This is a genomic window from Methylophaga sp. OBS4 (genome assembly GCF_026319305.1).
Taxonomy (GTDB): Bacteria; Pseudomonadota; Gammaproteobacteria; order Nitrosococcales; family Methylophagaceae; genus Methylophaga.
On sequence record NZ_JAPDMV010000005.1, the window covers coordinates 24,979 to 50,595 of the forward strand.

Genomic DNA, 25,617 nt, shown 5'->3' on the forward strand with positions numbered 1-25,617 from the left:
CTAAATTACCACTCAACTCTAATTGTTCACAAATCATGGCTGACCACTTGAATACGGAGCGCAGCGGAGTTAGCTGTCCGGCAACCTGCACTTGTTATGCGCCCGTTTAACTAAGCCGAATCTCTATCCCACTCAATATTGCTCTTAGACCTGTCAAAATAAGGGGCAAACACGGAAAGAGCTGCAAAGCTTTGCCCTTCTTCGAGTATCGGGCCGTGGAGTGTATTTTGTGGAATGAATACCAGATCACCTTTACCCACTTTCTTTACTTCGTTACCAACTTGGAAGTCAACATTACCTTCAATGATAACGAGTATCTCGTCGTGGTATTTCTGAGTATGAAGTGCATTTCCACTGTCACGAACTATTCCGACATTCGCAGTCAAATGCTTTCCATCAAAAACGAAAGCTCTTTTGATCGGATCATTTTTTGTCGACTCATCTGTTTCAAGCGACTCAACTATCTGATTGAGGTTTCGAAAGTACATCACTTTAGTTTCCTCCTTTGCCGTTACTTGCAAAAAGGGACCCTAAAAAGGGCAAAAAGGGGACGATTGAACTGGAATAATTTGTCAGGCAATGACGAGTGATGCTCAGGTGATAAGGCGTTCCCTGTTTTTCATACATCATACCGGAAAGGATTATTGCTATGGTAAGCAGGGATCGCCAGCACTCCTTTTATCACATTCAGTGCATTATTTTATCGTGAAATCAATTTGTTATCGATAGGTCGTCAAGAGGCTTACTGGCTGACGAGGTATATTTGAATTAAAAGGGAAGTGTCCTTTTAATTCCTGAAGATGGCTGCCAAGCGAACTAGCGGGGCTTTCGCGAATGCCAAAAACGGGCTATAGCAGGCTTCACGCTTATGCCATGAACCAGGATCGACAGGGCAACGACCACCATGGTCAGATGTATCAACTCCAGTGCGATATCCTCTGGTAGCCCGTGCTGGATGGCGTACATCAGATAGTACAGCGAACCAATACCACGGACCCCGAACCAGCCCGCCATATTGCGCAGGCGGATGGATGCCCTGCTTCCCAGCAGGCCCAGGTGAACACTGATCGGGCGGGCTACCAGGAAAAGAAATGCCGCAAAACCGATGGCGCGCCAGCTCCAAGAGTCCCAGAACAGAGAACCGCCGATCAGCAGAACCAGCACGATCTCAGCCAGCCGTTCCAGGTGTTCGTTGAATACCAGGGAGCTTTGGTGGATGTGGGCTACAGCGGGTGGTGAGTCACTCAGCTGCGTCTGACCAGAGATTGCGCCTGGGTAACTTTGTTGGAGACCGACCAGCTTTAATTCGGTGTGACGCAACGCCACTGCTGCACTGAACACAGCCAGAAAACCCCAGGCATCCACCAACAAGCTCACCCCGTAGGCGACGGCAATCAGCCCGAGACCTAGAAAGCTCTCCAGAAACGCCGAGTCCTTTAAGGCAGTGCGTATTTTTCCGACCAGCCAACCAACGCCACAGCCCGCCAGAATACCAATGCCAATACCTGCACCGGTGGCCCAGACCACGTCCACGGCCAGCCAGCGCCAACCGGCGTCGCCCAGATCATGCAGACCCAGCAAACCCAGACCCAGCATCACGAACGGAAAGGCGCTGCCGTCGTTCATGCCCGCCTCACAGGTCAACGCAAACCGCAGTTGGTCAGGGTCATCGGCATGACGAACCTGGACCTCGGTGGCCAGTACGGGATCAGTAGGCGCCACCACGGCGCCGAGCAACACGGCAGCCCCCAAGGGCAGGGCGAGCCAATAATAGCCGAAGAGTGCCACCAGGCCGACTGTCAGTGCCATTGAAACAACCGCCAGTTGCAGAGGGTTGCGCCAGAGCTTGAATGTGACCGGCGCCGGCATTTTTACACCGGCACAGTAGAGCGAAATCAGCACCCCGACTTCAGTCAGCAACTCCAGCAACGCTGACTCTTCCAGCGGATTGAAATGAAACAGGCCAAAGCCCATGGGCCCGACCACAACGCCGAAAAGCAGGTACACCATAGCCGAGGTGACGGGCACCGCTTTGATTAAGGAGGCGGTAAAGCCCACCACCAGCAACAGCAAGCCAAACAAGATAAACCAAGTGGCAGCGGTCATAGTGACTCTGTAATGAGTATGGTTACGTCAGGATAATAAAAGCCGGGACACCTACAGCTCTTGTTTAGCCTGAAAGCTATTAAAGGTCCGGGTGTCCTGAATTTCATTCTAAACTACCTCGTGATCAGGAATGTCCGCCTTTTTTGTCGAGCGCCGCGAAATCGGTCAGTGGGCAGCCACCGGTATTTGGGGTCAGGGTAAAAACCCTCATTTGCACAAGCATTCATAGTTTTTACCCTGACCCCAAATACCCTGCCACCTGGATGGCAATCTGGCCAATCAGAAGCGGAACCAGGCTGCCGGCCAGCACCAGTAGCCAGTGCGAAGTGGATGTAAGTGGTACCAGCCCCAGCAGCCCGCTCAACGGAGGAAAGTAAAGTGCGGTCAATAGCAGAATGATGCAAATCACGATCGCTCCCCAGATGAGCCGGCTAGTGACCACATTGTTATGCAGCCAATGGCTTTCGGGTGAACGCATGTTGAACACATGCCAGAGCCTCGCCATACCGTACGTCAAAAAGGCCACGGTCACGGCACCCTCATAGTCCATGTCAAAAACCGACCGGGCGATAGCGAACGTTGCCAGAACGGACGCCCCCATGGTGGCGCCAAAGCCCAGGATCGCCAGCCAACCACTGCGGGTCAGGACTGGTTCTGATGGGGCGCGGGGTTGCCTCTGCATCACCACCGCCTCGTCATCGCTCACACCTAGCGCCAGCGCAGGAAACACGTCCAACAGCATGTTCAGGAACAGGATCTGCAACGGCAGCAGTGGCAGAGGCCATCCGGCCAGCACGGCACCGGAAACGAGCAGGATCTGGCCTAGATTCCCGGACAACAGAAAGATAATAAACTTGCGGATATTGTCGAAGATTGTCCGTCCCTGGCGGACGGCCATCACGATGGTCTCGAATGCATCGTCATGGAGGACTATGTCGCTTGCCTCGCGAGCAACCTCCGTGCCTCGTTTGCCCATGGCGATACCGATATCCGCCTTTTTCAGTGCAGGTGCGTCATTGACCCCGTCACCTGTCATGCCGACTATTTCCCCGGATTTCTGAAAAGCCTCTACCAAAGTCAGCTTTTGCTCCGGATTGACCCGGGCGAAGATCTCGGTTTCCCTGATTCGTTCAATATCTTCAGGATCAAGGTCCACACCTTCGAGAACGTCCTTTTCCTGGTCCACCATACCGACTTCGCGCGCTACGTTCAGTCCGGTGGCAGCATGGTCGCCAGTGGCCATCACGATGCGGATACCCGCTTCTCTGCATGCCCTGATGGCATCCGCCACGGCAACCCGGGGAGGGTCATATAGCCCTGCCAGCCCAAGCATTACCAACTCTTCGTATGCTTTGGAGTCAACGTCTGTCATGGATTTCTCAGCCAAAGCCAGCACCCGCAGACCGTCCGCGGCCAGTGCTTCATTCCGTTGCTGCCACTGGTCGCGCGCATCGTCATCAAGGCCCTCGTCCGAATCGCAGTTGCGATACCGGGTTGCCGATGCGAGAACAGCCTCCGGCGCACCTTTGACCGCTGCCAGATAATCGCTGCCGTCACGGTGAATAGTGGCCATCATCTTGGTATCAGGATCGAAGCTCACCTCGCGCTCCTCCGGCCAGGTCTCAAGAAGCTCCTTCCGATCCAGTCCTGCCAGCGCACCGGCATTCAGTAACGCAATTTCCATCGGATCACCCGAGCCTTCCTCTTCGTTCTCTCCACGCTCCGAGTTGTTGCACAGGACCATGGTGCGGAGGGCCGCCTTCAGATCAGGTCGCTCTTCCGGATCAACCGGGGAATCATCTGCAAGGAAAGAATCGTCCTGGTCCGAGACATGAATATCACCGCCAGCTAGTGCTATGCGGCTCAGCACCATGCGGTTTTCGGTGAGTGTGCCGGTCTTGTCGGTGATGATCACCGTTGTCGCGCCCAGGGTTTCCACGGCGGAGAGCCGCTTGACCAATGCGCCGCGTCTGGCCATACGCCACATGCCACGTCCCAGTGACAGCGTGGCGACGACTGGCAGACCCTCCGGTACGGCAGCGATCGCAAGGACGATGGCAGTTTCGATCATCAGACCGACCTCCTGGCCGGCAATAATTCCAGATGCGGCCACCACCAAGCCGACGATGATAACCAGGTAGATCAACCGCTTGCCAAGATTCTCGAGCCTGCGCTCGAGAGGGGCAGCATCTTTGTCCGCACCTTCAACCATGGCAGCGATCCGTCCGATCTCGGTGTCCTGCCCTGTGCAGACTACCACGCCTTCGGCCGTACCGCGGGTCACGGCGGTACCCTTGAAAGCCATATTCACGCGGTCAGAAAGAGGCGCGTCTCGATCTTCCAGGGCTTCAGTAGTTTTGGAGACCGGCTCGGATTCGCCAGTCAGGGCAGCTTCATTGCACTGCAGATTTTCGACCGATGCGAGGCGCAGGTCCGCTGGCACCACCATACCTTCGCCGAGAAGCACAACATCACCCGGCACCAACTGACCAGCAGGCAGCTCCTGTTCCTTGCCGTCCCGGCGAACCCTGGCGGTAGTCCGCCCCAGGCGCCGCAAGGCGTCCATCGACCGTGTCGCCGTGTACTCTGTTCCGAAACCGATGGCCCCATTGATCAGAAGGGCCACTGCAATGGCAATGGCTTCGATGAACTCCCCGAAAGCCGCTGCCATGGCCGAGGCCACCACCAGCAGGATGATGACCAGACTTCTGAACTGGTCAAGCAGAATGCGCCAGGCGGATTTGCGCCAGCTGGCTTCCAGGCGGTTGGGACCGAACTGTGCCCGTCTTTTATCCGATTCCTTTTGGCTCAGTCCCTGTTCCGGGTCTACCGCCCAGTGATCAAGCACCTCTTCGATGCCCTGGAGAAAAGACTGGTCGGTTGGCTCTTCCATGCATGCTCCCATCACGTAGTCCAGACCGGGCTCTTCAGTCGATCTGTGTCTTTGTAAACGACTATCTAAAATACCCTCATGAAGAATGACCGGGGAGACCTGTGTCAGGTCGTTTTTCCGCCTCTGCAATCTGCTGTTTCACCGCCAGGAAACTGTCGGGAGTCACCGAAATCGAGTTGATTCCGTGGCTCACCAGAAAACCGGCGAATGCCGGATGGTCGCTGGGGGCCTGACCACAGAATCCGACGGGCGTTCCTGACCGTTGCGCCTTTTCCAGAAGATCGGCGATTGCAATTTTCACCGCCTCGTCCTGTTCGTCGAACAGGGTCTTGAGCCGGTCGCTGTCGCGGTCAATGCCCAGTACCAGCTGGGTGAGGTCGTTGGAGCCGATGGAAAAACCATCGAAGCGCTCGGCAAACTCCCGGGCACGAAGCACATTTGCCGGAAGTTCAGCCATCACATATATGGCGAGGCCATACTGTCCCCTCACAAGGCCTTCCTCGGCCAAGACCGCGAGTACCTTGTCCGCTTCAGCGGGGGAACGACAAAACGGTAATATTTAGGGTCGGTAATATTTAGGGTCAGTGTAAAAATTATCCATTTTTTAACTCTGGACGCCTCTTCGGGGGGAGGCGGCCAAAAGGGGACACAAAAAGGGAACAGATTTATTATTCTATTTTCCGTTTAAAAACAAATCGGTCCATTTATTTCCATTGGATTCAATATTTCATACTGTTTTATGGAAAGCAATCCTGAAAATTCTGAGGCAAGAGACATAGAGCTGTTCGGATTCTTAACGAAGTTGAATCATTTTCTGTTTAGGCACTTGCCCGAGTTGCCAGTTCTGTATGGCCCAATGCCATATTTCACTGAGCGGACTAAATGCAAGGTCTGCGGGGGGCGTCATACCGAGAAACCGAAACACCTGGTTTAATGTTTCAGCGGCACGGTCGATTTGAACCGGCTTTGCCCGGGTTTGTTTGCTGAGTTTTTTGCCGTCGGCATGGGCGGCAATCGGCACATGGGCATAGCGGGGCGTTGATAAAGATAATTGCTGTTGCAGCAGAATCTGGCGGGTGGTGGAGTTGAGCAGATCGGCGCCGCGCACAATATGGGTGATGCCTTGTTCGGCATCGTCGACAACAACGGCAATCTGGTAGGCGAACAGGCCATCGGCGCGTCTTAAGACAAAGTCACCGATATCAAACCGCATTTGGTGCTGAATGTTGCCTTGAATGAGATCAGAAAAATGCACATGGCTGTTATCAACCTTGATGCGCCAGGCTTGCGCTGTTGTGTTATCAGGCAGGCCGTTGCGGCAGGTGCCGGGGTAAACCGGGCCTTCAATACCGGCATGTGCCAGTGCTGCGATCTCGCGGCGGCTACAGGCACAGGGATAAACGCGCTGTTGTTGTTTCAGATAATCCAGTGCGTTGTTATAGGCTTCAGCCCGCTGGCTTTGATAGATGATTTTGCCATCCCATTCGAAACCGTAGCCATGCAACGTTCTGAGAATGCCGTCAGCGGCACCGGGCATTTCTCTGGGTTGGTCCAGATCTTCCATCCGTACAAACCATGTACCCTGCTGGCTGCGAGCATCGAGGTAACTGGCAACGGCAGCGACTAATGAGCCGAAATGCAGTGGGCCGGTGGGTGAGGGCGCATAGCGCCCGATGTATAAAGTCGAGTTTGAAGCCATTTCCTGTGCTGTAAATCAGGGACTGCTGAATTCAGCATACCAGCCATGTTAATGAGTCTGGATGTCCAGTTTTACCATCTTATTTGCGATATCCGGGTGACCGCCCATCATCACCAGCATCAGAATATCAGTGAAAGTCAGACCCTCGGGTTTAAGCGCGGTGAGTGTCAGCGCCATGCCCGGGTTATCCGAGGCCAGAAACTCGCGGGCATGGGTCAACAATTCAAGTTCAAGCTGGTGGCTGCTGCCTTGTTTGCGAGAAATTTCCTTGTCCAGTTCTTGCAAGATTATGTTTCTGACTGTGTCGGCCGATGCTTCATCGCCTTGTTCGCGCAAGGTTTCCGAGACTTTGGGATCCTGAGCAATCGCCGTATAAATTTTGTGTGCGAGACCTTTGTCCTGCAGACTCAGTGTGAGTTGTTTCAGCGAGGTATCACTGAAAGCTGCAAACAGTTGCTGTTGTTGCAGTGCTTGCGCCGTGTCGCCGCTGCTGATGGCCGCGTTCATTATTTCTGCATCAAGCGTCGGCATGTTGGCAAACTGGATGCTGAAATCTGATGCGGCCATGCCTTCGGCATCGTAGTTGGAATAGATATCGAGCAAGGACAGGACCGGATTCAGTTCATAGCCGAGTTGGGCGTTGTAGTTGATAACGGCGGTGTTGTTTTCGACATTCAACACTTCTGCGGTAATGGCGCGTTGCAGGCTATCCATGTCGCCCAGCAGCGCGTCGACATTGTTCACGGTGATGACCGCATCAGTCATATCGATTTTCATTTTGGTCGGCAGCTGTTGACCTTCGGCCAGCACCATATCGCTGAATGTCAGTTTGGCAATCTGCATAACGGCTTCGGAAGGATCATTGGGTGTGAAGCGCGCATTACGAATCACAACATCTTCTGTCAAAAGGCTGACTTTGACGGCTTCATAGCTCAGGTCGCCCTGGCCGGATTTATTAATATCGGCGGCGACCTGATCCAGATCTTTTTTGACCTTGGCGGTGGCTTGGTAATCGGCATAGCCATATGACGCAAAGCCAAGTGCTGCCACGATGGCGGTAATACCGATTATTTTTTTAGCCATAGATGCTTCCTTGTTTTGAATTTGATAATAAAGACATGTGTGGAATGGAGTTTGTTCGGGTAATTTACTACATTTCAAAAGAGGCCATTAAGGGCGCATGATCGGAAAGGCTGTTCCACATCGAATGCGGCGGCCGTTCACAGATGACCGGTTCCATGCCGCGATAGTAAATGCGGTCCATTTTCAGTACCGGCAGCCACGATGGCCAGGTGCGGGCATAGCGGTTATGCAGCGTGCGATAGGCTTCTTTCAGCCCTAGGTGCTGCGACAGACGTTTTTCCGCCTGGCCGGCCCAGTCGTTGAAATCACCGGCTACGATCAAAGGCGCGTCATATGGCACATGTTCATCTATGCGCTGACACAGGGTGACGAATTGTCTGCGCCGCTCAATACCGATCAAACCCAGATGGATGCAGATGATATGCAAAGTATCATCAAACCAGGGCAGTTTGATTTCACCATGCAACAGGCTGCGGCTGGCCCAGCTAAAAGGCGAGACATTGATATTTTCCCAGTTCTGCAACGGGTATTTGCTGAGAATGGCATTACCGTGGTGGCCGACGCTGTAAACGGCGTTTTTGGCATACGCGTAATGAGGCCACACGTCCTGAGCCAGAAACTCGGAGTGCGTCACATCCGGCCACTGCTGGTGGCTCAAGCCATGCTCGCTGTGCGCACCCTGTATTTCCTGCAACAGCATGATATCGGCATTGGTTTCTACCAGAGCATCACGGATAGGATGCAGGGTGAATTGCCGGTTACTGGTACTGAATCCTTTATGCAGATTATAAGTAAGAATGCGGAGTTGATTTTTTTGCATTAAATCATGGTTTCCGGTGTTGGACGTTACAGAAATAATGTAACAGATATATTAAATATGCTTTGGCGATATGTCTGCTTGATGACATCAGAACGGATCATGTTGGGCCGTCAAAGTATGGATGAACAAGCCCGACTCTTGGCGGGCGAGAGTGTCATAGCTGCCACGAAAATTTCAGCGTAACTCTTGAACTCTGACAATATTGTCCCCATTTGCTGGGTATGTTCAAAAAACCAGCCATACGGAGGCATTATTTCAATGGGCGTTGATGCACACAAGGAAACATTGGGTTTCCAGACTGAGGTCAAACAATTATTGAATCTGATGATTCATTCACTGTACAGCAATAAGGAAATCTTTCTGCGTGAATTGGTTTCCAATGCGGCGGATGCAGCGGATAAATTACGTTTCGAAGCGTTATCAGATGATGCTTTATATGAAGATGACGGCGAACTGAAGATTCGTGTGGCGTTCGACAAGGATGCGCGCACCATCACTATCTCCGATAACGGTATCGGTATGAACCGTGAAGAAGTCATCGAAAACATCGGCACGATTGCCCGTAGCGGCACCCGCAAGTTTTTCGACAGCCTGACCGGTGATCAAACCAAAGATTCGCAATTGATCGGCCAGTTCGGTGTCGGTTTCTACTCCTCATTTATCGTCGCCGACAAAGTCACGTTGCGTACCCGCCGTGCCGGCTTGGGCGCTGAACATGGCGTGCAGTGGGAATCCGGTGGTGAAGGCGAGTTCACTATTGAAACTATCGAAAAGCCGGAGCGCGGTACCGAAGTCACCTTGCATTTGCGTGAAGATGAGGATGAATTCCTGAGCGGCTGGCGTCTGCGCAACATCATCAGCAAATATTCCGATCACATCAATCTGCCGATTGTGATGGCGAAAGAGCCGGTTCCGAATGAAAAAGGCGAAATCGACGAAGCCGATCAGGGCGAAGAAACTGTTAATAAGGCGACTGCCCTGTGGACGCTGTCGAAAAATGATATTTCCGATGACGAATACAAAGAGTTCTACAAGCAGATCGCACATGACTTCCAGGACCCACTGAGCTGGAGCCATAACAAGGTCGAAGGTAATATCGAATACACCTCGCTGTTGTATATCCCGTCGAAAGCGCCGTTCGACCTGTGGGATCGTGACCGCATGCACGGCATCAAGCTGTATGTGAAACGCGTATTCATTATGGAAGACAGTGAGCAGTTGATGCCGCGTTATCTGCGCTTTATCCGCGGTGTGGTCGATACCAATGATCTGCCGCTGAACGTATCACGCGAAATCCTGCAAGGCAGTAAAACCATCGACACCATCCGTGCCGCTTCAGTGAAAAAAGTACTGAGCGAACTGAGCAAGATGGCTAAAAACGAACCTGAACAATACGCCGAATTCTGGAAAGAGTTTGGTCAGGTCATTAAAGAAGGTCCGGGCGAAGATTTTGCCAACAAGGAAACTCTGGCCAAGCTGCTGCGTTTTGCTTCCACCGAATCCGGAACAACTGATCAGATCGTGTCGCTGGAAGACTATGTCAGCCGCATGAAAGACAAGCAGGACAAAATCTACTACATTACCGCCGAAAGCTATGCCGCTGCGAAAAACAGTCCGCATCTGGAAGTGTTCCGCAAGAAAGGCATCGAAGTGCTGCTGCTGACCGACCGGGTTGATGAATGGCTGGTCAACTCTTTGACCGACTTTGACGGTAAACACCTGCAATCGGTTGCCAAAGGCGACTTGGATCTGGGTGAGCTGGAAGATGAAGAAGAGAAAAAAGCCCACGAAGAAACCGATAAAAACTTTGAGGATCTGGTCGAGCGCGTTAAGAAAGAGTTGGAAGACAAAGTCAAAGACGTGCGTCTGACGCATCGCTTGACCGACTCGCCAGCCTGTCTGGTTGCCGATGTCTATGATATGAGCGCCAACCTGGAACGGATGCTGAAAGCAGCGGGGCAAGATGTGGCCGGCAGCAAACCGATTCTTGAGCTGAACCCGGAACATCCGATGGTTGCAAAACTGAAAGACGAAAAAAATGATGGTCGTTTTGTCGACTGGACATCTATTTTGTTTGACCAGGCGCTACTGGCGGAAGGCGGACAACTCGACGATCCGGCCAGCTATGTTAAACGTATTAACGAACTGCTGTTGAATATCAGTTGAGCAATAATAAATGGTGTCATGCTGGCCGGAGTGGAGGCATCTCAAAGATTCCTCGGCTTCGCTCGGAATGACATAGTCAGCTGATTGGCTATATGAGTTAAAATGCCGGACAGGGAACTGTCCGGCTTTTTTTTAATAAAATTATGAGTGGTGCGACCTTGCAGTCAGATTTATTACAACGATTTCTTTTTGATAATGCGCCGATTCGTGGTGAGTGGGTGAACCTGCAGGAATGCTGGCAAGAGGTGTTGTTACGCCATGACTATCCGCCTGCCATTCGCCGCGTATTGGGTGAAATGATGGCGGCGGCGGCTTTGTTAACAGAAACCGTGAAAATCAGCGGCAGGCTGGTGCTGCAAATTCGTTCCAAAGGGCCGGTGTCGTTGATGATGGTGGAATGTACCAGCGAACATACCCTGCGTGCTTTTGCACAATGGCAGGGCCATGTGACTGATGATGCCGGGTTAAAAGACGTGACCGGGGACGGTACTTTGGCGATAACCATTGAAATGGAAGACGCCAAGCAGCCTTATCAGGGCGTGGTCAGTCTGCAGGATGACTCTATCGCTAACACGCTGGAAACTTATTTCGAACAGTCGGAACAACTGGCGACCCGTATCTGGCTCAGTGCCAGTGATCATGCGGCTTCTGGACTGCTTTTGCAGCAACTGCCCAGCGAAGAAAAACAAAAACACGAAACCGAGGAACACTGGTCGCGGATCAGTCAGCTGGCAGCGACGGTGACTGATGATGAATTACTGAATCTTGATATTGAGACCTTGCTGCATCGCCTGTTTCATGAAGAGCAGGTCAGGTTGTTTGAACCGGCCAGTCTGGCTTTTGCCTGCACCTGTTCACGCTCACGGGTGGCGGAAACCATCAGCCTGCTGGGCAAACAGGAAGCGGAACAGATTCTTGATGAGCAGGGCGAGATTGAAGTGGCCTGCGAGTTTTGTAACGAGCATTATCATTTCGACAAAGTTGATGTGACGGAACTATTCATTGACACCGTATCGGCTGAGAGTGATCCGAATACTTTGCATTAGGGTTAACTGGCCCTGAGCTGCTATAAACAGTTGCTCCCACGCAGAAAAAGTAATAGCGTGGGTTTTCTTTTATTTTAAGGAATAAGTAGAAGCGGTCTCAAAAATAGGGATCGTGCGTTGAGACAAGGCATGAACCCTGCGAGGAGCGGAGTTTACAAATAGTAAATGAGCACCGGAGCAGGGTTGGTAACACCGTATCAGCGTGCGATAGCATTTTTGAGATCGCTTCTAGTCAGGCTCATAATCCATGAGCCTGAATACCAGGAACAGCATTTATGGCTCATGTGGTTATTGTAGGTGCCAGCACCGGTGGTTTGCCCGCTGCTTATGAATTAAAAGCGGCGCTTGGCGAGCAGCATCAAATCAGTGTCGTATCCAATACACCGATGTTTCATTTTGTGCCCAGTAACCCTTGGGTTGCGGTCGGCTGGCGTAACCGTCAGCAAATCAGTTTTGATTTGGAACCACCGCTCTCCGCTAAAGGCATCGCCTTTTATGACTGTGGCGTCAAAACGATTCAGGCCGAAACCAACACATTGATTCTGGGTGATGACAACACACTGGATTATGACTATCTGATTATTGCCACCGGGCCCAAACTCGCCTTTGACGAAATTCAAGGACTGGGGCCGGAAGGTTTTACCGAGTCTGTTTGCACCGTTGATCATGCCGAAAATGCCTATATCAGTTGGCAGGATTTTCTCAAAGCTCCGGGGCCGATTGTAGTCGGGGCGGTGCAGGGCGCATCTTGTTTCGGTCCGGCTTACGAGTTTGCCTTGATTATGAACCGCGCCTTGCGCAAGGCTAAAATCCGCGACCGGGTGCCGATGACCTTCGTCACCGCTGAACCCTATATCGGCCATATGGGCCTGGGCGGGGTGGGCGATTCCAAGGGCCTGTTCGAGTCCGAATTCCGTAAAAACGATATCAAATGGATCACCAATGCCCGGGTGAAATCAGTCGAGTCCGGCAAAATGCTGGTGGAGCAGGTCGATGACAAGGCCGAAACCGCCAAAACCCATCAACTGCCGTTTAAATACGCGATGATGATTCCGGCGTTCAAGGGGGTCGATTGTGTGGCCGCTTTGGGCGGTGATGCGGTAAATCCGCGTGGTTTTCTGAAAGTGGACGACTATCAGCGCAACCCGGTTTATCCCAATATCTTCGGAACCGGTGTCTGTATTGCGATAGCACCGGTAGAAGCCACCCCGTTGCCAGTCGGTGCGCCGAAAACCGGCTATATGATTGAAAGTATGACCAAAACAGCGGTGGAAAATATCAAGGCCGATATTGAAGGCCGTGAATTGCAGACCCGGGCGACCTGGAATGCTATTTGTCTGGCTGATCTAGGCCATACGGGGGCCGCTTTTGTTGCCGTCCCGCAAATTCCGCCGCGTAACATTGCCTGGATGAAAAAAGGCCGCTGGGTGCAGTGGACCAAAATTGCTTTTGAAAAGTATTTTTTGTACAAGATGAAAAAAGGCATGCCGGAACCGGCGTTGGAACGTTATTTTCTTAAATTGTTCGGTATCAGTAAGCTTAAATAAAATGAAGGTTTGGCCTGGCTCCCAGGCTCTGCGTGGGAACCACCCAGTCTGGATCTGGATTGCCACGGCCTGCGGCCTCGCAATGACGGACTGCTTTACTACCACGAACAGGATTTGCTTCGCCGCCGACATCCCGTAACATTAAGCCTTTGCTATTAGGGAATCGGGAATGCTGAAGATTGTTTACAGTAATAGCGCCAGGCAGTTGACTGACTGGCTTGCTGAACAGCATCAATCCGAGCCCTTGCCGCCGTTCGAGGCGGAAACGGTGATTGTCCAGAGTAACGAGCTGTCACGCTGGCTGTCGCTTTATCTCGCCAATCGGCAGGGTATTGCCGCCAATCTGGAGTTTCCGTTTCCCTCGGCTTATATCTGGAGTTTGTTTCGTCAGCTCTGGCCCGATATTCCGCTGCAGTCGCCCTATGCCAAATCGTCTTTGGCCTGGCGTATTCAAGCCTTGTTACCGGAATGTCAGAATGAAACCGGTTTTGAAGTCGTTTCGGCCTATCTGGCAGATGAAAAAGACGAGCTCAAGCGCTACCAGCTGGCCGAGCGTATCGCCGATACCTTTGATCAGTACCTGATGTATCGCCCGGACTGGATTGCCAAGTGGGAGCAGGGTGATAGTCCAATCTGGCAGGGCAAGCTCTGGTTTAAGCTGACTGCGGATGACGCAGAACCTATGCACCGTGCCCACCTGCTGCAGAAAATGCATCAACTGCTGCAAGAGACCGACACGCCGCCAGCGGGCCTGCCAACCCGGCTCAGTATCTTCGGTATTTCTGCGTTGCCACCGGTTTATTTGCAGACTTTTGAGCTGCTGGCGCGGTTTGTTGATATCACGTTGTTTTACCTGTCGCCAAGCGAACATTACTGGGGCGATCTGCGTGACCAGAAACAATTGCAGCGTGAGCAACTGCAATTGAATTTCGAGGAGCCGGACGCAGAACCGGAACCGGGGCATCCCTTACTGGCCAGTTTGGGCAAGCAGGGGCAGGAGTTTTTCCGCCAGTTGCAGGACACCCATCACGATGCCGATAGCTGTTTTGTCGAGCCTGAACCCAGCAGCATGCTTACTGAGCTCAAGCACGATATATTCACATTGGAAGAGCAGGGCAAAACAGCGATAGCTGATAACGATCAGTCGATAGCCATCCATGTCTGCCACAGTCCGATGCGTGAAATTGAAATCCTGCATGATCAATTGTTGGCAATGTTCGAGCGCGATAAAGATCTGACACCCACCGATATTGTGGTGATGACGCCGGATATCGATGTCTATGCCCCTTGGATTGAAGCCGTGTTCGGGACGGCCGACAAGTCGTCGAGTCAGATTCCTTTCAGCATCGCCGACAGCAGCGGCCAGCAGGAAAGCCTGCTGATCAATACTTTCTACAGCTTGTTGCAGCTGCCGCAGTCGCGGTTTGATGTGGAAACCATATTGGCCTTGCTGGAATGTCCGGCGGTGCAGGCACGTTTCGGCCTGGATGATGCGGCCTTGAGTTGGATCCGTGATTGGTGCCGGGACACCCGTACGCGCTGGGGATTGGACAACAGCGACAAAACGGCCTTGGATTTGCCTGCCAATGATGCCAATACCTGGCGCGCCGGTCTTGACCGGCTGTTGCTGGGATATGCGATGCCACTCAACGAACCGGGTCAGTCCTGGCGGTTATTTGATGGTCAGCTTGCCATGGATGGTATCAGCGGTGAACGCGCCCGTATCGTCGCGGCGTTGTGCGAGTTTATTGATGCGCTGGATCATTGGCGCCAGCGCCTGGCCAGACGGTTTTCAATTCATGAGTGGCATAAACAGCTTAATCTGTGTCTGGATGCTTTTTTCCGCACCGAGGGGCTGGAGGATAACCAGTTCGACTATGAATTGACCGGTATTCGCACCCAATTGGAAAGGTTGGTGGACAGTGCAGTGCATGCTACTTTCGAGCAGGAGATTGGGGGTGAGCTGATTTTAAGTTGGCTGCAATCCCACCTGGAGCCGGTCGATAATACCCATCGATTCCTGGGGCATGGCGTGACCTTTTGCGGCATGGTGCCGATGCGCAGTATTCCGTTCGGCATGGTTTGCCTGATTGGTATGAATGATGAAGTCTTCCCGCGCCGTCAGCCTGCACTCAGTTTTGATCTGCTCGCGCGTGATCACCGCGAAGGCGATCGCAGTCGGCGTGATGATGACCGCTACCTGTTCCTGGAAGCGCTATTGTCGGCGGATCATTACCTCTACATCAGTTACGTGGGTGCCAGCATTGTCGATAACAGTGAGATCCCGCCTTCGGTGCTGGTCAGTGATTTACAGGATTTATTAAGCGAGCGTTTTGAGACTGGGTCGGGCGGGGACATTCTGCAGCATATCGTTACTCATCACCCGCTACAGGCCTTCAGCCGCCGTTATTTTGATGGCAAAGATCCCAAGCTGTTCAGCTTTAATGCTTCGCAGTGTCCGATGCTGGAAGCTGCCGAACCACAAGACTGGTTTGATGCTCCGCTGCCGGAGGCGGATGACAGCTGGCGGGAACTGACGGCTTCACAACTGGCCCGCTTTTTTGTCCATCCGGCAAGGTTTCTATTACGTGAACGGCTGGGCGTCAGGTTGGAGCTGGAAGAAGATGAACTGGAAAGCCGTGAGCCGTTTGAACTCGATGGCCTGGAAAGCTGGCAACTGCGGCAGTGGCTACTGGATGCCAATCTGTCACAGCGCTGTGACGAGGGATTGAAACCGTTGATTCAGGCGACCGGTATGCTGCCGCAGGGGTATATCGGTGAAGCCTGGTTTGAGCAGGAGTCCCAAACCGTTGATGACTTTGTCGACAAGCTGATGCCCAGCTTGCCACAGGAAGCGGCTTTCAGCCTGCCGCTGGATCTTGAAATCGACGGTTTCATTATGGGCGGCCAACTGGAACAGGTCAGTCAGCAAGGCTTGCTCCGCTATCGGCTGGCGAAGAAGAAAGGCAAGGATTTGATTGCCGCCTGGATTGACCATTTGCTGCTGAATATTCTCAGGCCGGAAGGTGTTACTTTGGAAACCCGCCTGATTCTGCAGGATGATGATTTGCTGTTTACCCCGGTGACCGGGCCGAGCCAACTGCTGGCGGATTTGCTCAAGCTCTACTGGCAGGGCTGTCATCAGCCGCTCGCCTTTTTTGATAAAAGCAGCTATGAGTTTGCCCGTGTCAGTCTCAGTGACAAGCCGGAAAAAGCGTTTCCTACTGCTGGCCGTGCCTGGTCGCCTAGCAGCGACAACCAGCGGGGCGAACAGGATGATCCTTACTATCGCCAGCTTTATCGCGAGCCGCCGCTGGATGAACAGTTTGCCGACATCGCTATGCAAATTTACAGCCCGATTCAACAGCATCTGCAGGGAAGAAAGTTATGAGCTTGTTTGATGCGGCGACAGTTAATCTGCAGGGGCTGAACCTGATAGAAGCCAGTGCCGGCACCGGCAAGACTTTCACATTGGCCGAGCTTTATTGCCGTCTGATCACCGAAAAGCAGTTGGAGGTGAACCAGATCCTGGTCGTGACTTATACCCGCGCGGCAACCGAAGAACTGCGCAGCAGATTACGCAAACGGCTGGTGGATGAAAGGCAGAAACTGAGCAAGCAGGGCAGCAGTAATCTGACAGCCCTCAAGCGCTTGAAACTGGCGATACAGAGTTTTGATGAAGCGGCGATTTTTACCATCCACGGCTTTTGCCAACGGGCCTTGCAGGACTTTGCCTTTGAAAGCGGCCATTTCTTTGATATGGAAATGGTTACCGACGAGCAGGAAATCAAACAAGCCGTGGTGGATGATTTCTGGCGTCGCCATGTCAGTACGGCCGATGCCGATTTTGCCCGCTACCTGCTGAACCAGAAACAAACCCCGGATACGCTGCTCAAAGCCGTCGGCAACTTGCCCGGCAAGCCTTATCTGACTTATCTGCCGCTACCGGAAGTTGATCCGCAGAAAATGCAGCTTCAGGCCGAGACGGACTTTAATTCACTCAAGCAATGCTGGCGTGACTATAACGCGGAAGTTATTGATATCGTTACTGATAACGACTTGCTCAAGCCCCGCAACTACCGCTCTGATTGGGTCAAAAACTGGCTGATCATGCTGGAAGCGCTTATGCAGGAGCCCGACTTACCCGATCAGGTGTTTGAGCAAATCGATCGCTTTACCCGCGAGCGGCTGGAGCCTGCGCTGCAGAAAGGTAAAGCTTTGCCTGACCATCCATTCTGGGCACATGCCGAGCGTTTCATCAACTCGCATCAGCAGCTCAAAGCCGGCCGGGAAATTCAGCTGCAGCAACTGCGTATGCAACTGGCGGGTTACCTGCGTGAAGAACTGGCCAGACGCAAGCTGCAACTTAAATTACAAGCCTTTGATGATCTGCTGCTCAACCTGCAACAGGCGTTGCATAGCAAGCAGGGCGGCAAGCTGGCAGCGCAGATCAGGCAGCAATTCCAGGCGGCGCTGATCGACGAGTTTCAGGATACCGACCCGATTCAGTACGACTGCTTCAACACGATATTTGCCGGCAGCGGCCAGCCGGTATTTTTTGTCGGCGATCCCAAGCAGGCGATCTACAGCTTCCGTGGCGCCGATATCTTTACCTACCTGAATGCCAAGCAAGCTTCAGAGCGTGAATTCAACCTCGACACCAACTGGCGCTCGCATCCGCTGCTGGTTGATGCGGTCAACACGTTGTTTGAGCGGGTGGAAAAGCCGTTTATCTATGATGATATTCCATTTTACCCAGTCAAATCGGCACGTGATAACACGCCGGCTCTGACCGTTTCCGGCAAGGCCGGTGCACCACTGGAATTTATCTGGCTTGATGGCGAGCAAGACGTTATCAACAAAGGTGAGATGGAGGGCCTGTCAGCCAGCATGACTGCCGGACAGATCGCCGGGCTGATTCAGCAATCCAATCAGGGCGAGGTGTTGCTGACCGACAAGGAAGGCAATAGCCGGGCTTTGAATGGGGGTGATATTGCCGTGCTGGTTCGCAGTCATAGCCAGGCGGCGTCGATTCAACAGGCGCTGCGTCATCGCGGTATCAATAGCGTGCAGCAGTCGCGCGACAATGTGTTTCAGTCGGAACAGGCAGTGATGCTGGAGCGGGTGTTGATGGCAGTCGCCAATCCGGGCAATGACAGATTGATCGCCACCGCACTGGCAACGCCCATATTTGCCAAAACCGCACTGCAGATTTACGAATTGCAGCAGGATGACAACCTGTGGCTGGCGCAGTCCGACTTTTTCATGTCGCTGCATGAAAGCTGGCGCACCTCCGGTTTTATCGTGATGTTGCGATCTCTGCTGGTGAAACTGGATGTGCAACGCCGCCTGCTGCAACAGCCGGACGGCGAACGCCAACTGACCAATCTGATGCATCTGGCGGAGCTGGTTCAGGCTTATGCCAGCCGCCGCAACAGCACCATGGAAGCGGTGCTGACCTGGTTTGCGTCACAGCGCCAATCCAGTGCCGCGGCGCAAGATGCCGCGCAGATCCGGCTGGAAAGTGATGAACAACTGGTCAAAGTCATAACCATCCACACCAGCAAGGGGCTGGAATATCCGGTGGTGTTCTGTCCTTTCCTTTGGCATCAGGGCAAACCGAAACAAAAACCGGCGGTGATGGTTTTTCATCGCGGCGAGCACAATGAGGCCTGTGCCGCTTTTGGCGAACCCGGCTTTGCCGAGGCCGGGCCGATTGCCGCCGAGGAGGAAAAAGCCGAAGACCTGCGCCTGCTTTATGTTGCTTTAACCCGGGCTCGTGAGCGTTGCATCATCCTGTGGGGCGCAGCGAAAGAGTCGCAAAAAACAGCTATGTTCAATTTGCTGCATGGTGATCTGGATAAGCCGGATGTTGCCCGGATGCATGCTGATCTAGCGGCATTGGCAGCCGACTATCCCGCTAATATTGCCTTGCTGAAAGGTGAGAGTGACTTCGGTACGGTTGTTGATTCAGTCTCGACCGCAACGGCTTTGATGCCGCGCCAGTTTAAAGGGACGATTGCTTATCCCTGGCAAGTGGGCAGTTTCAGCAGCCTGACGCGCGGTCACACTATCGAACAACCTGACTATGATGCCGACACGGTCGTTGCTGACTGGCAGCCATCGGCCGAAACGCGGCAGGACCGGTTTGGTTTCCCGCGCGGCTCTAATGCCGGTACCTGTTTGCACAGCCTGTTCGAAAATTGGGATTTTCAAACCACCGGACATGAATGGCAGCAGCTTGTTACTAAAACCCTGAATCAATACGGCATTGACAGTAGCTGGTCGCCTGTTGTCAGCGATTGGCTGCAATCGGTAGTGAAAACACCGCTGGCTGAAGGTAGTACGCTTACCTTGGATGGCATTGCCCGTGAAAAACGTTTGGATGAAATGGCGTTTTATTTCCCGGTCAGCCAACTCACGGTGAAACGGTTGAAGCAAACATTACTGCCGTTTACCGAAACCTTGCCGATCCTCGATAAAGTCATGCAGCAGCTTAACTTCTCCGATATTACCGGCTTTATGAAAGGCTTCATCGATCTGGTGTTTGAGTTTGAGGGCCGTTTTTATATTGCCGACTACAAGTCCAACTGGCTGGGCGACAAAAAACAGGACTACGCCCAGCGTGCCCTGGATGAGGCGATGGTGATGCATGGCTACCCGCTGCAATACCTGATTTACAGCCTGGCCCTGCATCGTTATTTGAAAACCCGTTTGCCGGAATACGAGCCTGAGCTGCACTTTGGCGGCGTGTATTACCTGTTTATCCGCGGTATGCAGCCAGAGTGGGGACAGGCTGGTGTGTATTACGACCGGCCGTCAACCGAATTGCTGAATGCGCTGGATAACTGCATGCAGGAGGCTGATCATGACTGAAGCGCTTAATCTGCTGCGACAGCATGGTTTCAGTGAGCTGGCCTGCCAGTTCGCCGCTTATATTCACCGCAAGGAAGACGGTGAACATCCTGTTATCAGTCTGTCAGCAGGTTTGTTGACCGAAGCTATGGCGCAAGGCCATGTGTGTCTCAATCTCACCAACCTACCGGAGTCGATGCAGCATATGGCTGAACTTTTGCCTGACACCATCCAAGCCTGGCAAAACCAGTTACTGGCGGGTAAAAGCGTGGGCCGACCCGGAGACTACAAGCCACTGATTCTGACTGAGCAGGGTCTGCTTTATCTTTACCGCTTTTGGCTGGATGAACAGGATGTGGCCAAAGCTATCCAGCAACGCTTGCAGCCTGTCGAAGCATTAAATATCGAACAACTCAATCAAGATCTGGCCGACTGGAGCAATCCACTTGACGGTATTGACTGGCAGAAAATCGCCGTCGCGATGGCCTTAAGCCGCCATTTGGCCGTGATTTCCGGCGGGCCGGGCACCGGTAAAACCACCATCGTGCTGAAAATCCTGCAATGCCTGCAAAACCAGTCCATCCAAAAAACTCCCTCCCCCTCGACGGGGGAGGGTTGGGGTGGGGGGGATACGCCTATCCGAATCGGCCTTGCCGCCCCGACCGGCAAGGCTGCCGCCCGCCTGCAACAGTCCATCAGCAAACAACAAAACCTGGAAGTCAAAACCCTGCACCGCTTGCTGGGCATTACCGAGCACAATGAACAGGGCCGTTATAACGCCGAGCGCACGCTGCCGCTGGATGTATTGATTATCGATGAAGCCTCGATGATTGATATCAGCCTGATGGCGAAACTGATGCGGGCGATGCCGTCCAAAGCGAGGCTTATTCTGCTGGGCGACAGCCAGCAACTGGCCTCGGTTGAGTCCGGTGCGGTTTTGGCTAACCTGAGTGAGGGCCAACAGGGACAGTTTTCCAACGACTTTATTGCACAGTTTCCACAGCTCGGGCTCGCAAGACCTCTCGACTCCGCTCGAGGTGACAAAGAGATTGTCATGCCGACCCCTTCGACAATGCTCAGGACAGGCTTAGCGGAGGTATCTCTAAGCCGTTACTCTGAATCAGTATTAACAGACAGCTTTGTCCGGCTACAACATAGCTACCGCTTTGATAAAGACAGCCTGATTGGCCAGCTGGCCGGACTGGTCAATCTCGGTGAGGCAGACCAGGCGCTGGCCTTGCTCGGTGCACAACCCGAAGCAAGCTGGTTGCCGCCAGAGGAACGTAATCTGCTGAACAGTCTTGCACAAGGTTATCAACGTTATATCGATGCGGTGGAAAACGCGCTGCTGCCTCGGGAAGTGATTCAGGCTTTCGACAGCTTCCGAGTACTTGCGGCACTGAAACAGGGGCCGCAATCGGTCACGTCGGTTAACCGGATGATGACCCGGTTTCTTGCCCTGCGTGGCTGGAGAACGGCACAGACTTATTATCCCGGCAGGCCCATCATGATCACCCGGAACGATTACCGTCAGCATCTGTTCAACGGCGATACCGGCATGCTGCTCAGGGATGAAGACGGCAAACTCAAAGCCTGCTTCTGTTTTGATGACGAACTGCGTTGGGTGGGTTTGAATCGTTTGCCTGCCCATGAAACCGTGTTTGCGATGACAGTGCATAAAAGCCAAGGCTCGGAGTTTGATGCGGTGGGCATCCTACTGCCCGAAGAACACAGCCCGATTCTCAATCGTGAACTGCTTTATACGGCGATTACCCGCGCCAGAAAAACGCTGAATATTCTTGCCACGGAAATTGCATTAAGACACACCATCAACAGTCGTCATCAGCGGGAGAGTGGGTTGAAGTACCAGCTTGAACGGGATGTCGATTAGACGAGTCACTTCCGAGTTTTATTTGATTATGTAATAAGGCTCGTGGCCTATATAGTTATAAAACTATGGGGGAAGCTATTGGAATCAATTGCAACAATTGGACAAGCAATAGCAATCATTGCTGCTTGTTGGGCAATAGTTTCTGGTGTGGGAGCATGGAAACGCGAATTTATTGGAAAAAGGAGAATTGAGCTTGCGGAAGAAGTTTTGGCCACTTTTTTTGAAATCAAGGATGTAATTGCTGCGATAAGAAATCCTTTTTCATCGTCGGATGAAGGCTCATCGAGAAAAAAGGGGGAAAACGAGACAGAACAAGAGGCTGATTTACTTGATCGTGGTTATATTGTCTTCGAAAGGTTTGAGGGTAGAAAAGAAGCCTTCGTACGTTTTAACACCCTTAAATACAAATTCATGGCGGCTTTTGGTGCTGAAACAGAAGACATATTTATTGAAAGCAATCGAATTCTTAATAGTATCTTTTCTTCAGCGAGGCAGTTGGCAACATACTACTGGAAACGTCAAGGCCGTGTACCGATGGAAGGTGACGAGTTCCAGAGACACTTAAATGAAATGTTCAGGCATGAAGGTATATTTTGGGATCGTATGGATGAACAAGACGAGATTCGTCAAAAGTTGCAGGCTGTTCAAGATAGGCTGGATTTAGTGACTAAGCCATGTTTTGAAGAGCCGATGAAAACATACTCAATATTCACCAAACCATGGTTCAAAAAAAAGTAAAAAGGTGACAAATTTATTTTTTCCTAATAATGTCCTCATATAGAAGATGATGGACTTAAGCTAAAAACAAAAAAGCCAGCCTGATAGGCTGGCTTTTTTCATCTCGATAATCTTTGCGTTATCGATTTAATGCGTCTTCATCCTGACTTTTCGGATTCATAAAATCATGGGCTTTGGGCTGGGTGTCCGGGCCATCCAGCAAAGCCCCCGCGCGTTCTGGCAATACACGTCGATCGGAGAAGTTGCCGAGTTGTTCGTAACCGGTTGAAAGGTGGTCGAACAGTTCCTTGTATGAGCCGGCCATATCCTTGAATAGGGTGGCGGTTTTGTCGTAGTGCTCATGGACTTTTTCCTGGTAGGCTTCCAGTTCCATTTGTTTCTGCGCCAGTTGCTGCTCATGCTGTTCCTGCAAGTCCTTCAGTTGCTGCGTACCACCAGGGACTTTGCGGCGACCCAGCGCAAAACCAATCAGGGCAGCAAAAATTACGGCAATCACCAGGATGCTCCAAAACTCGGTTGATGACATATCGATCCTTTTTCTCGTGTGGTTGAGTCTTTACGTGTATTAAAACATAGCTTGCAGGCAAAATGATGTGCGACATGCCCATTTTCATGACATCAATCAATTGAGTCAGCCGCAAATTACCGTAGAATAATGAGTAAAGCCCTTCAATCAAAAGGAATACCTATGATCGACACGAAAAAAATTGAAGAAGTCGTGCAAAGCATCAGCAAAGCCTTGCCGCCCGGTCTGGTGCAGATGCAGGAAGATGCGGAGAAAAATATCCGTGCCGCATTGACCGCCACATTTAATAAACTGGATCTGGTGACGCGTGAAGAGTTTGATGTGCAAACTCAGGTGTTGCACCGTACCCGTGAAAAGCTGGAAGCGCTGGAAAAACGCGTTGCCGAGCTGGAACAAAAACAACAATAACCAAGAGAACTTATATGTCCGAATTTAATAATGTCGCGGTCACCCGTGAAGCTAATATCTACTTCGATGGCAAGGTGACCAGCCGTAAAGTGACATTCGCTGATGGCAGTTTTAAAACGCTCGGTATCATGATGCCGGGTGATTACACCTTTGGTACAGAAAAAGCCGAGCTGATGGAAATCCTGGCCGGTGATTTAAGTTATTGCCTGAAAGGTGAGAGCCAATGGCACAGCATTAAAAGCGGCGAGTCATTTCATGTGCCGGCCAATTCATCATTCGATATTAAAATCACCGAATTAGTGGATTATTGTTGTTCATATCTGAATTAAGGGAGATTTACATTCGTGGCTTTGGCCGCGAGTAATTACTAATTCAAACTATTGCCTTTTTGCGCAAATCGCCGGGTTTTTAGCTGTCTTTGCCATAACTGAGTTGTATTTCTAATCTGCCTGCCGCTGGTATCAGGGATGATACCAGGCTTGTTTTCGGGCGCAGTGACACACTGTCATTATTTTTAATTGTGATAGATTGGTATTAAGCTTTTGTTTTACATATAAAAATGTAGAGGAGGCATGATTATGGCCGAGTCAGCGAAAGAAAAATTTAATCCGGAAAAGGGCTATGTGGCATTCCTGGGCTGGAGTCTGAACGCTGTTGAAGCTGCTGAATCCTTTGACAGACGATATGTTGTTGTTGCGCCCGACTGGGCGGAAGAATACTGCACTGCTCACAACATCCCTTATATCAAATGGAATTTTGAGCGACTCAATGATCGTTCAATGGAAATCGCTCAAACATTAAAAGAGAAAGGCGTAGATGTGGCCATTCCCTTGTTTGAGGAAACCGTAGAGTGGGCCGGTGCAATTAATGCCGTATTGCTGGATAACCCACGTTTATTCGGTCAGGCTTTGCTCTTGCGCGATAAGGCACTGATGAAACGTCGTGCTCAACTAGGCGGTATCCGGGTCGGCATATTCGAAGAGGCTCATGACAAAGATGATGTGATCCGTTTTCTGCGGCGGGTCAATCAAACGCTGTTGAAACTCGATGGCGACCCTAATGACCCCATCCATCTTAAAGCTTTTGATAAAGCCGGCTGCCTGGGACACCGGGTGATTCGTACGCCTGATGAAGTGGATATGATTCCTGAGGAGGAATTCCCGGTTTTGATGGAATCACACCTTGATGGCTGGGAGTTTGCCGTAGAAGCCTGGATCCATAGCGGCAAAATCCGCTTTTTGAATATCTCTGAATATGTAACGCTGGGCTATTCGGTGTTTGTACCCGCAACACCGGCGTTGGAACAATACCGCCCGCAAATCACCGCGCAGATTGAAAAACTGATTAAAACCTTCGAGATCGAGTTCGGTTTCATACATCCCGAATATTTTGTGACCAGCGATGGTGAAATGTACTTTGGTGAAGTCGCTTACCGGCCACCCGGTTTCAAAGTGTTCGAGTTATTGCAACGTGCCTACGGTTTTAATGCCTACCAGGCCCTGATCTTGTCGTTTGACCCTAAAACGACCGAAGCAGAAATCAGTCAATTCTTTCCGAAAGAAGTTGTTGATGCCAAAGGTCATGCCGGTTGTTTCGGCGTTTATCCACGCCGTCGCGTCGTCAGTCATCTCGAGATTCCGCAGGAAACCGAAGATCATCCTTACTTCGATTTTCATGAACTGACAGCCCCGCTTGAAGAAACCGTGACCAAACGCACCGCCTTCGGCACCCACTGGGGTTTGGTATACTTCTTCGGTGATGATCCGCTGGTAATGCGTGATTTGCTTAAACATCAGGAATCTTTGGATTTCTATGTCTAAAGTCATCGCCAAACCGAAA

General features: G+C 51.9%; 18 protein-coding genes. 10 read left to right on the forward strand and 8 right to left on the reverse strand.

The window, feature by feature from the left end; translation table 11 throughout:
* Positions 1 to 110: 110 nt before the first annotated feature.
* The 7 genes from OMP95_RS02190 to OMP95_RS02220 form a co-directional block, all read right to left on the reverse strand.
* Entirely contained in the window at positions 111 to 521 is a 411-nt protein-coding gene (locus OMP95_RS02190; RefSeq protein ID WP_266325462.1) for a cupin domain-containing protein, read from the reverse strand.
* A gap of 295 nt (positions 522 to 816) precedes the next feature.
* Entirely contained in the window at positions 817 to 2,106 is a 1,290-nt protein-coding gene (locus OMP95_RS02195) for a cation:proton antiporter (RefSeq protein ID WP_266325464.1), read from the reverse strand.
* A gap of 232 nt (positions 2,107 to 2,338) precedes the next feature.
* Positions 2,339 to 4,999 carry a cation-translocating P-type ATPase gene (locus tag OMP95_RS02200; RefSeq protein WP_266325466.1) on the reverse strand — a complete coding sequence of 887 codons (2,661 nt, stop codon included), beginning with the start codon at positions 4,997 to 4,999 and terminating at the stop codon, positions 2,339 to 2,341.
* Positions 5,000 to 5,075: 76 nt separating this feature from the next.
* Positions 5,076 to 5,558, reverse strand: coding sequence for a putative PEP-binding protein (locus tag OMP95_RS02205; protein ID WP_266325583.1), 483 nt, complete (start codon positions 5,556 to 5,558; stop codon positions 5,076 to 5,078).
* A 234-nt stretch (positions 5,559 to 5,792) separates the two neighbouring features.
* Positions 5,793 to 6,698 (reverse strand): tRNA glutamyl-Q(34) synthetase GluQRS, encoded by a 906-nt coding sequence (gene gluQRS / locus OMP95_RS02210; protein WP_266325468.1) that lies wholly within the window; start codon positions 6,696 to 6,698, stop codon positions 5,793 to 5,795.
* A gap of 48 nt (positions 6,699 to 6,746) precedes the next feature.
* Positions 6,747 to 7,781, reverse strand: coding sequence for a hypothetical protein (locus OMP95_RS02215; RefSeq protein WP_266325470.1), 1,035 nt, complete (start codon positions 7,779 to 7,781; stop codon positions 6,747 to 6,749).
* 67 nt (positions 7,782 to 7,848) lie between these two features.
* Positions 7,849 to 8,601 carry an endonuclease/exonuclease/phosphatase family protein gene (locus tag OMP95_RS02220; RefSeq protein WP_266325472.1) on the reverse strand — a complete coding sequence of 251 codons (753 nt, stop codon included), beginning with the start codon at positions 8,599 to 8,601 and terminating at the stop codon, positions 7,849 to 7,851.
* A 258-nt stretch (positions 8,602 to 8,859) separates the two neighbouring features.
* Here OMP95_RS02220 and htpG point away from each other — a divergent pair, with 258 nt between their 5' ends.
* The 7 genes from htpG (at position 8,860) to OMP95_RS02255 (ending at position 22,844) form a co-directional block, all read left to right on the forward strand.
* Positions 8,860 to 10,767, forward strand: coding sequence for a molecular chaperone HtpG (htpG, locus tag OMP95_RS02225; protein ID WP_266325474.1), 1,908 nt, complete (start codon positions 8,860 to 8,862; stop codon positions 10,765 to 10,767).
* 143 nt (positions 10,768 to 10,910) lie between these two features.
* Positions 10,911 to 11,813, forward strand: coding sequence for an Hsp33 family molecular chaperone HslO (gene hslO / locus OMP95_RS02230; protein WP_266325476.1), 903 nt, complete (start codon positions 10,911 to 10,913; stop codon positions 11,811 to 11,813).
* Positions 11,814 to 12,088: 275 nt separating this feature from the next.
* Complete coding sequence (locus tag OMP95_RS02235; protein WP_266325478.1) at positions 12,089 to 13,360, forward strand: NAD(P)/FAD-dependent oxidoreductase; 1,272 nt, start codon at positions 12,089 to 12,091, stop codon at positions 13,358 to 13,360.
* Positions 13,361 to 13,529: 169 nt separating this feature from the next.
* On the forward strand, positions 13,530 to 16,751 hold the full coding sequence (recC, locus tag OMP95_RS02240) for an exodeoxyribonuclease V subunit gamma (protein ID WP_266325480.1): 3,222 nt from the start codon (positions 13,530 to 13,532) through the stop codon (positions 16,749 to 16,751).
* A complete protein-coding gene (gene recB, locus OMP95_RS02245; protein WP_266325482.1) occupies positions 16,748 to 20,236 on the forward strand; it encodes an exodeoxyribonuclease V subunit beta in 3,489 nt (1,162 codons plus the stop codon). The genes recC and recB overlap by 4 nt, the downstream gene beginning before the upstream one ends.
* On the forward strand, positions 20,229 to 22,106 hold the full coding sequence (gene recD, locus OMP95_RS02250; RefSeq protein ID WP_266325484.1) for an exodeoxyribonuclease V subunit alpha: 1,878 nt from the start codon (positions 20,229 to 20,231) through the stop codon (positions 22,104 to 22,106). Before recB ends, recD begins: the two co-directional genes overlap by 8 nt.
* Positions 22,107 to 22,184: 78 nt before the next feature.
* Positions 22,185 to 22,844, forward strand: coding sequence for a hypothetical protein (locus OMP95_RS02255; protein ID WP_266325486.1), 660 nt, complete (start codon positions 22,185 to 22,187; stop codon positions 22,842 to 22,844).
* A 118-nt stretch (positions 22,845 to 22,962) separates the two neighbouring features.
* On the opposite strand, the gene OMP95_RS02260 is transcribed toward OMP95_RS02255, so the two are convergent.
* Complete coding sequence (locus OMP95_RS02260; protein WP_266325488.1) at positions 22,963 to 23,370, reverse strand: YhcB family protein; 408 nt, start codon at positions 23,368 to 23,370, stop codon at positions 22,963 to 22,965.
* Positions 23,371 to 23,532: 162 nt separating this feature from the next.
* Here OMP95_RS02260 and ubiK point away from each other — a divergent pair, with 162 nt between their 5' ends.
* From ubiK to OMP95_RS02275, 3 genes are all read left to right on the forward strand, one after another.
* Positions 23,533 to 23,778, forward strand: coding sequence for a ubiquinone biosynthesis accessory factor UbiK (gene ubiK, locus OMP95_RS02265; RefSeq protein ID WP_266325490.1), 246 nt, complete (start codon positions 23,533 to 23,535; stop codon positions 23,776 to 23,778).
* A gap of 14 nt (positions 23,779 to 23,792) precedes the next feature.
* A complete protein-coding gene (locus OMP95_RS02270; protein WP_266325492.1) occupies positions 23,793 to 24,107 on the forward strand; it encodes a pyrimidine/purine nucleoside phosphorylase in 315 nt (104 codons plus the stop codon).
* 249 nt (positions 24,108 to 24,356) lie between these two features.
* Positions 24,357 to 25,598, forward strand: coding sequence for an ATP-grasp domain-containing protein (locus OMP95_RS02275; RefSeq protein WP_266325494.1), 1,242 nt, complete (start codon positions 24,357 to 24,359; stop codon positions 25,596 to 25,598).
* Positions 25,599 to 25,617 lie beyond the last annotated feature (19 nt).

Bases quoted from the DNA above. Each gene is read 5' to 3' on its own strand.
- OMP95_RS02215 (WP_266325470.1), bottom strand. From the start codon at position 7,781: ATGGCTAAAAAAATAATCGGTATTACCGCCATCGTGGCAGCACTTGGC.
- OMP95_RS02270 (WP_266325492.1), top strand. From the start codon at position 23,793: ATGTCCGAATTTAATAATGTCGCGGTCACCCGTGAAGCTAATATCTAC.
- ubiK (WP_266325490.1), top strand. From the start codon at position 23,533: ATGATCGACACGAAAAAAATTGAAGAAGTCGTGCAAAGCATCAGCAAA.
- OMP95_RS02195 (WP_266325464.1), bottom strand. From the start codon at position 2,106: ATGACCGCTGCCACTTGGTTTATCTTGTTTGGCTTGCTGTTGCTGGTG.
- OMP95_RS02220 (WP_266325472.1), bottom strand. From the start codon at position 8,601: ATGCAAAAAAATCAACTCCGCATTCTTACTTATAATCTGCATAAAGGA.
- OMP95_RS02235 (WP_266325478.1), top strand. From the start codon at position 12,089: ATGGCTCATGTGGTTATTGTAGGTGCCAGCACCGGTGGTTTGCCCGCT.
- OMP95_RS02200 (WP_266325466.1), bottom strand. From the start codon at position 4,999: ATGGAAGAGCCAACCGACCAGTCTTTTCTCCAGGGCATCGAAGAGGTG.
- OMP95_RS02275 (WP_266325494.1), top strand. From the start codon at position 24,357: ATGGCCGAGTCAGCGAAAGAAAAATTTAATCCGGAAAAGGGCTATGTG.
- gluQRS (WP_266325468.1), bottom strand. From the start codon at position 6,698: ATGGCTTCAAACTCGACTTTATACATCGGGCGCTATGCGCCCTCACCC.
- recC (WP_266325480.1), top strand. From the start codon at position 13,530: ATGCTGAAGATTGTTTACAGTAATAGCGCCAGGCAGTTGACTGACTGG.
- recD (WP_266325484.1), top strand. From the start codon at position 20,229: ATGACTGAAGCGCTTAATCTGCTGCGACAGCATGGTTTCAGTGAGCTG.
- OMP95_RS02260 (WP_266325488.1), bottom strand. From the start codon at position 23,370: ATGTCATCAACCGAGTTTTGGAGCATCCTGGTGATTGCCGTAATTTTT.
- htpG (WP_266325474.1), top strand. From the start codon at position 8,860: ATGGGCGTTGATGCACACAAGGAAACATTGGGTTTCCAGACTGAGGTC.
- recB (WP_266325482.1), top strand. From the start codon at position 16,748: ATGAGCTTGTTTGATGCGGCGACAGTTAATCTGCAGGGGCTGAACCTG.
- hslO (WP_266325476.1), top strand. From the start codon at position 10,911: ATGAGTGGTGCGACCTTGCAGTCAGATTTATTACAACGATTTCTTTTT.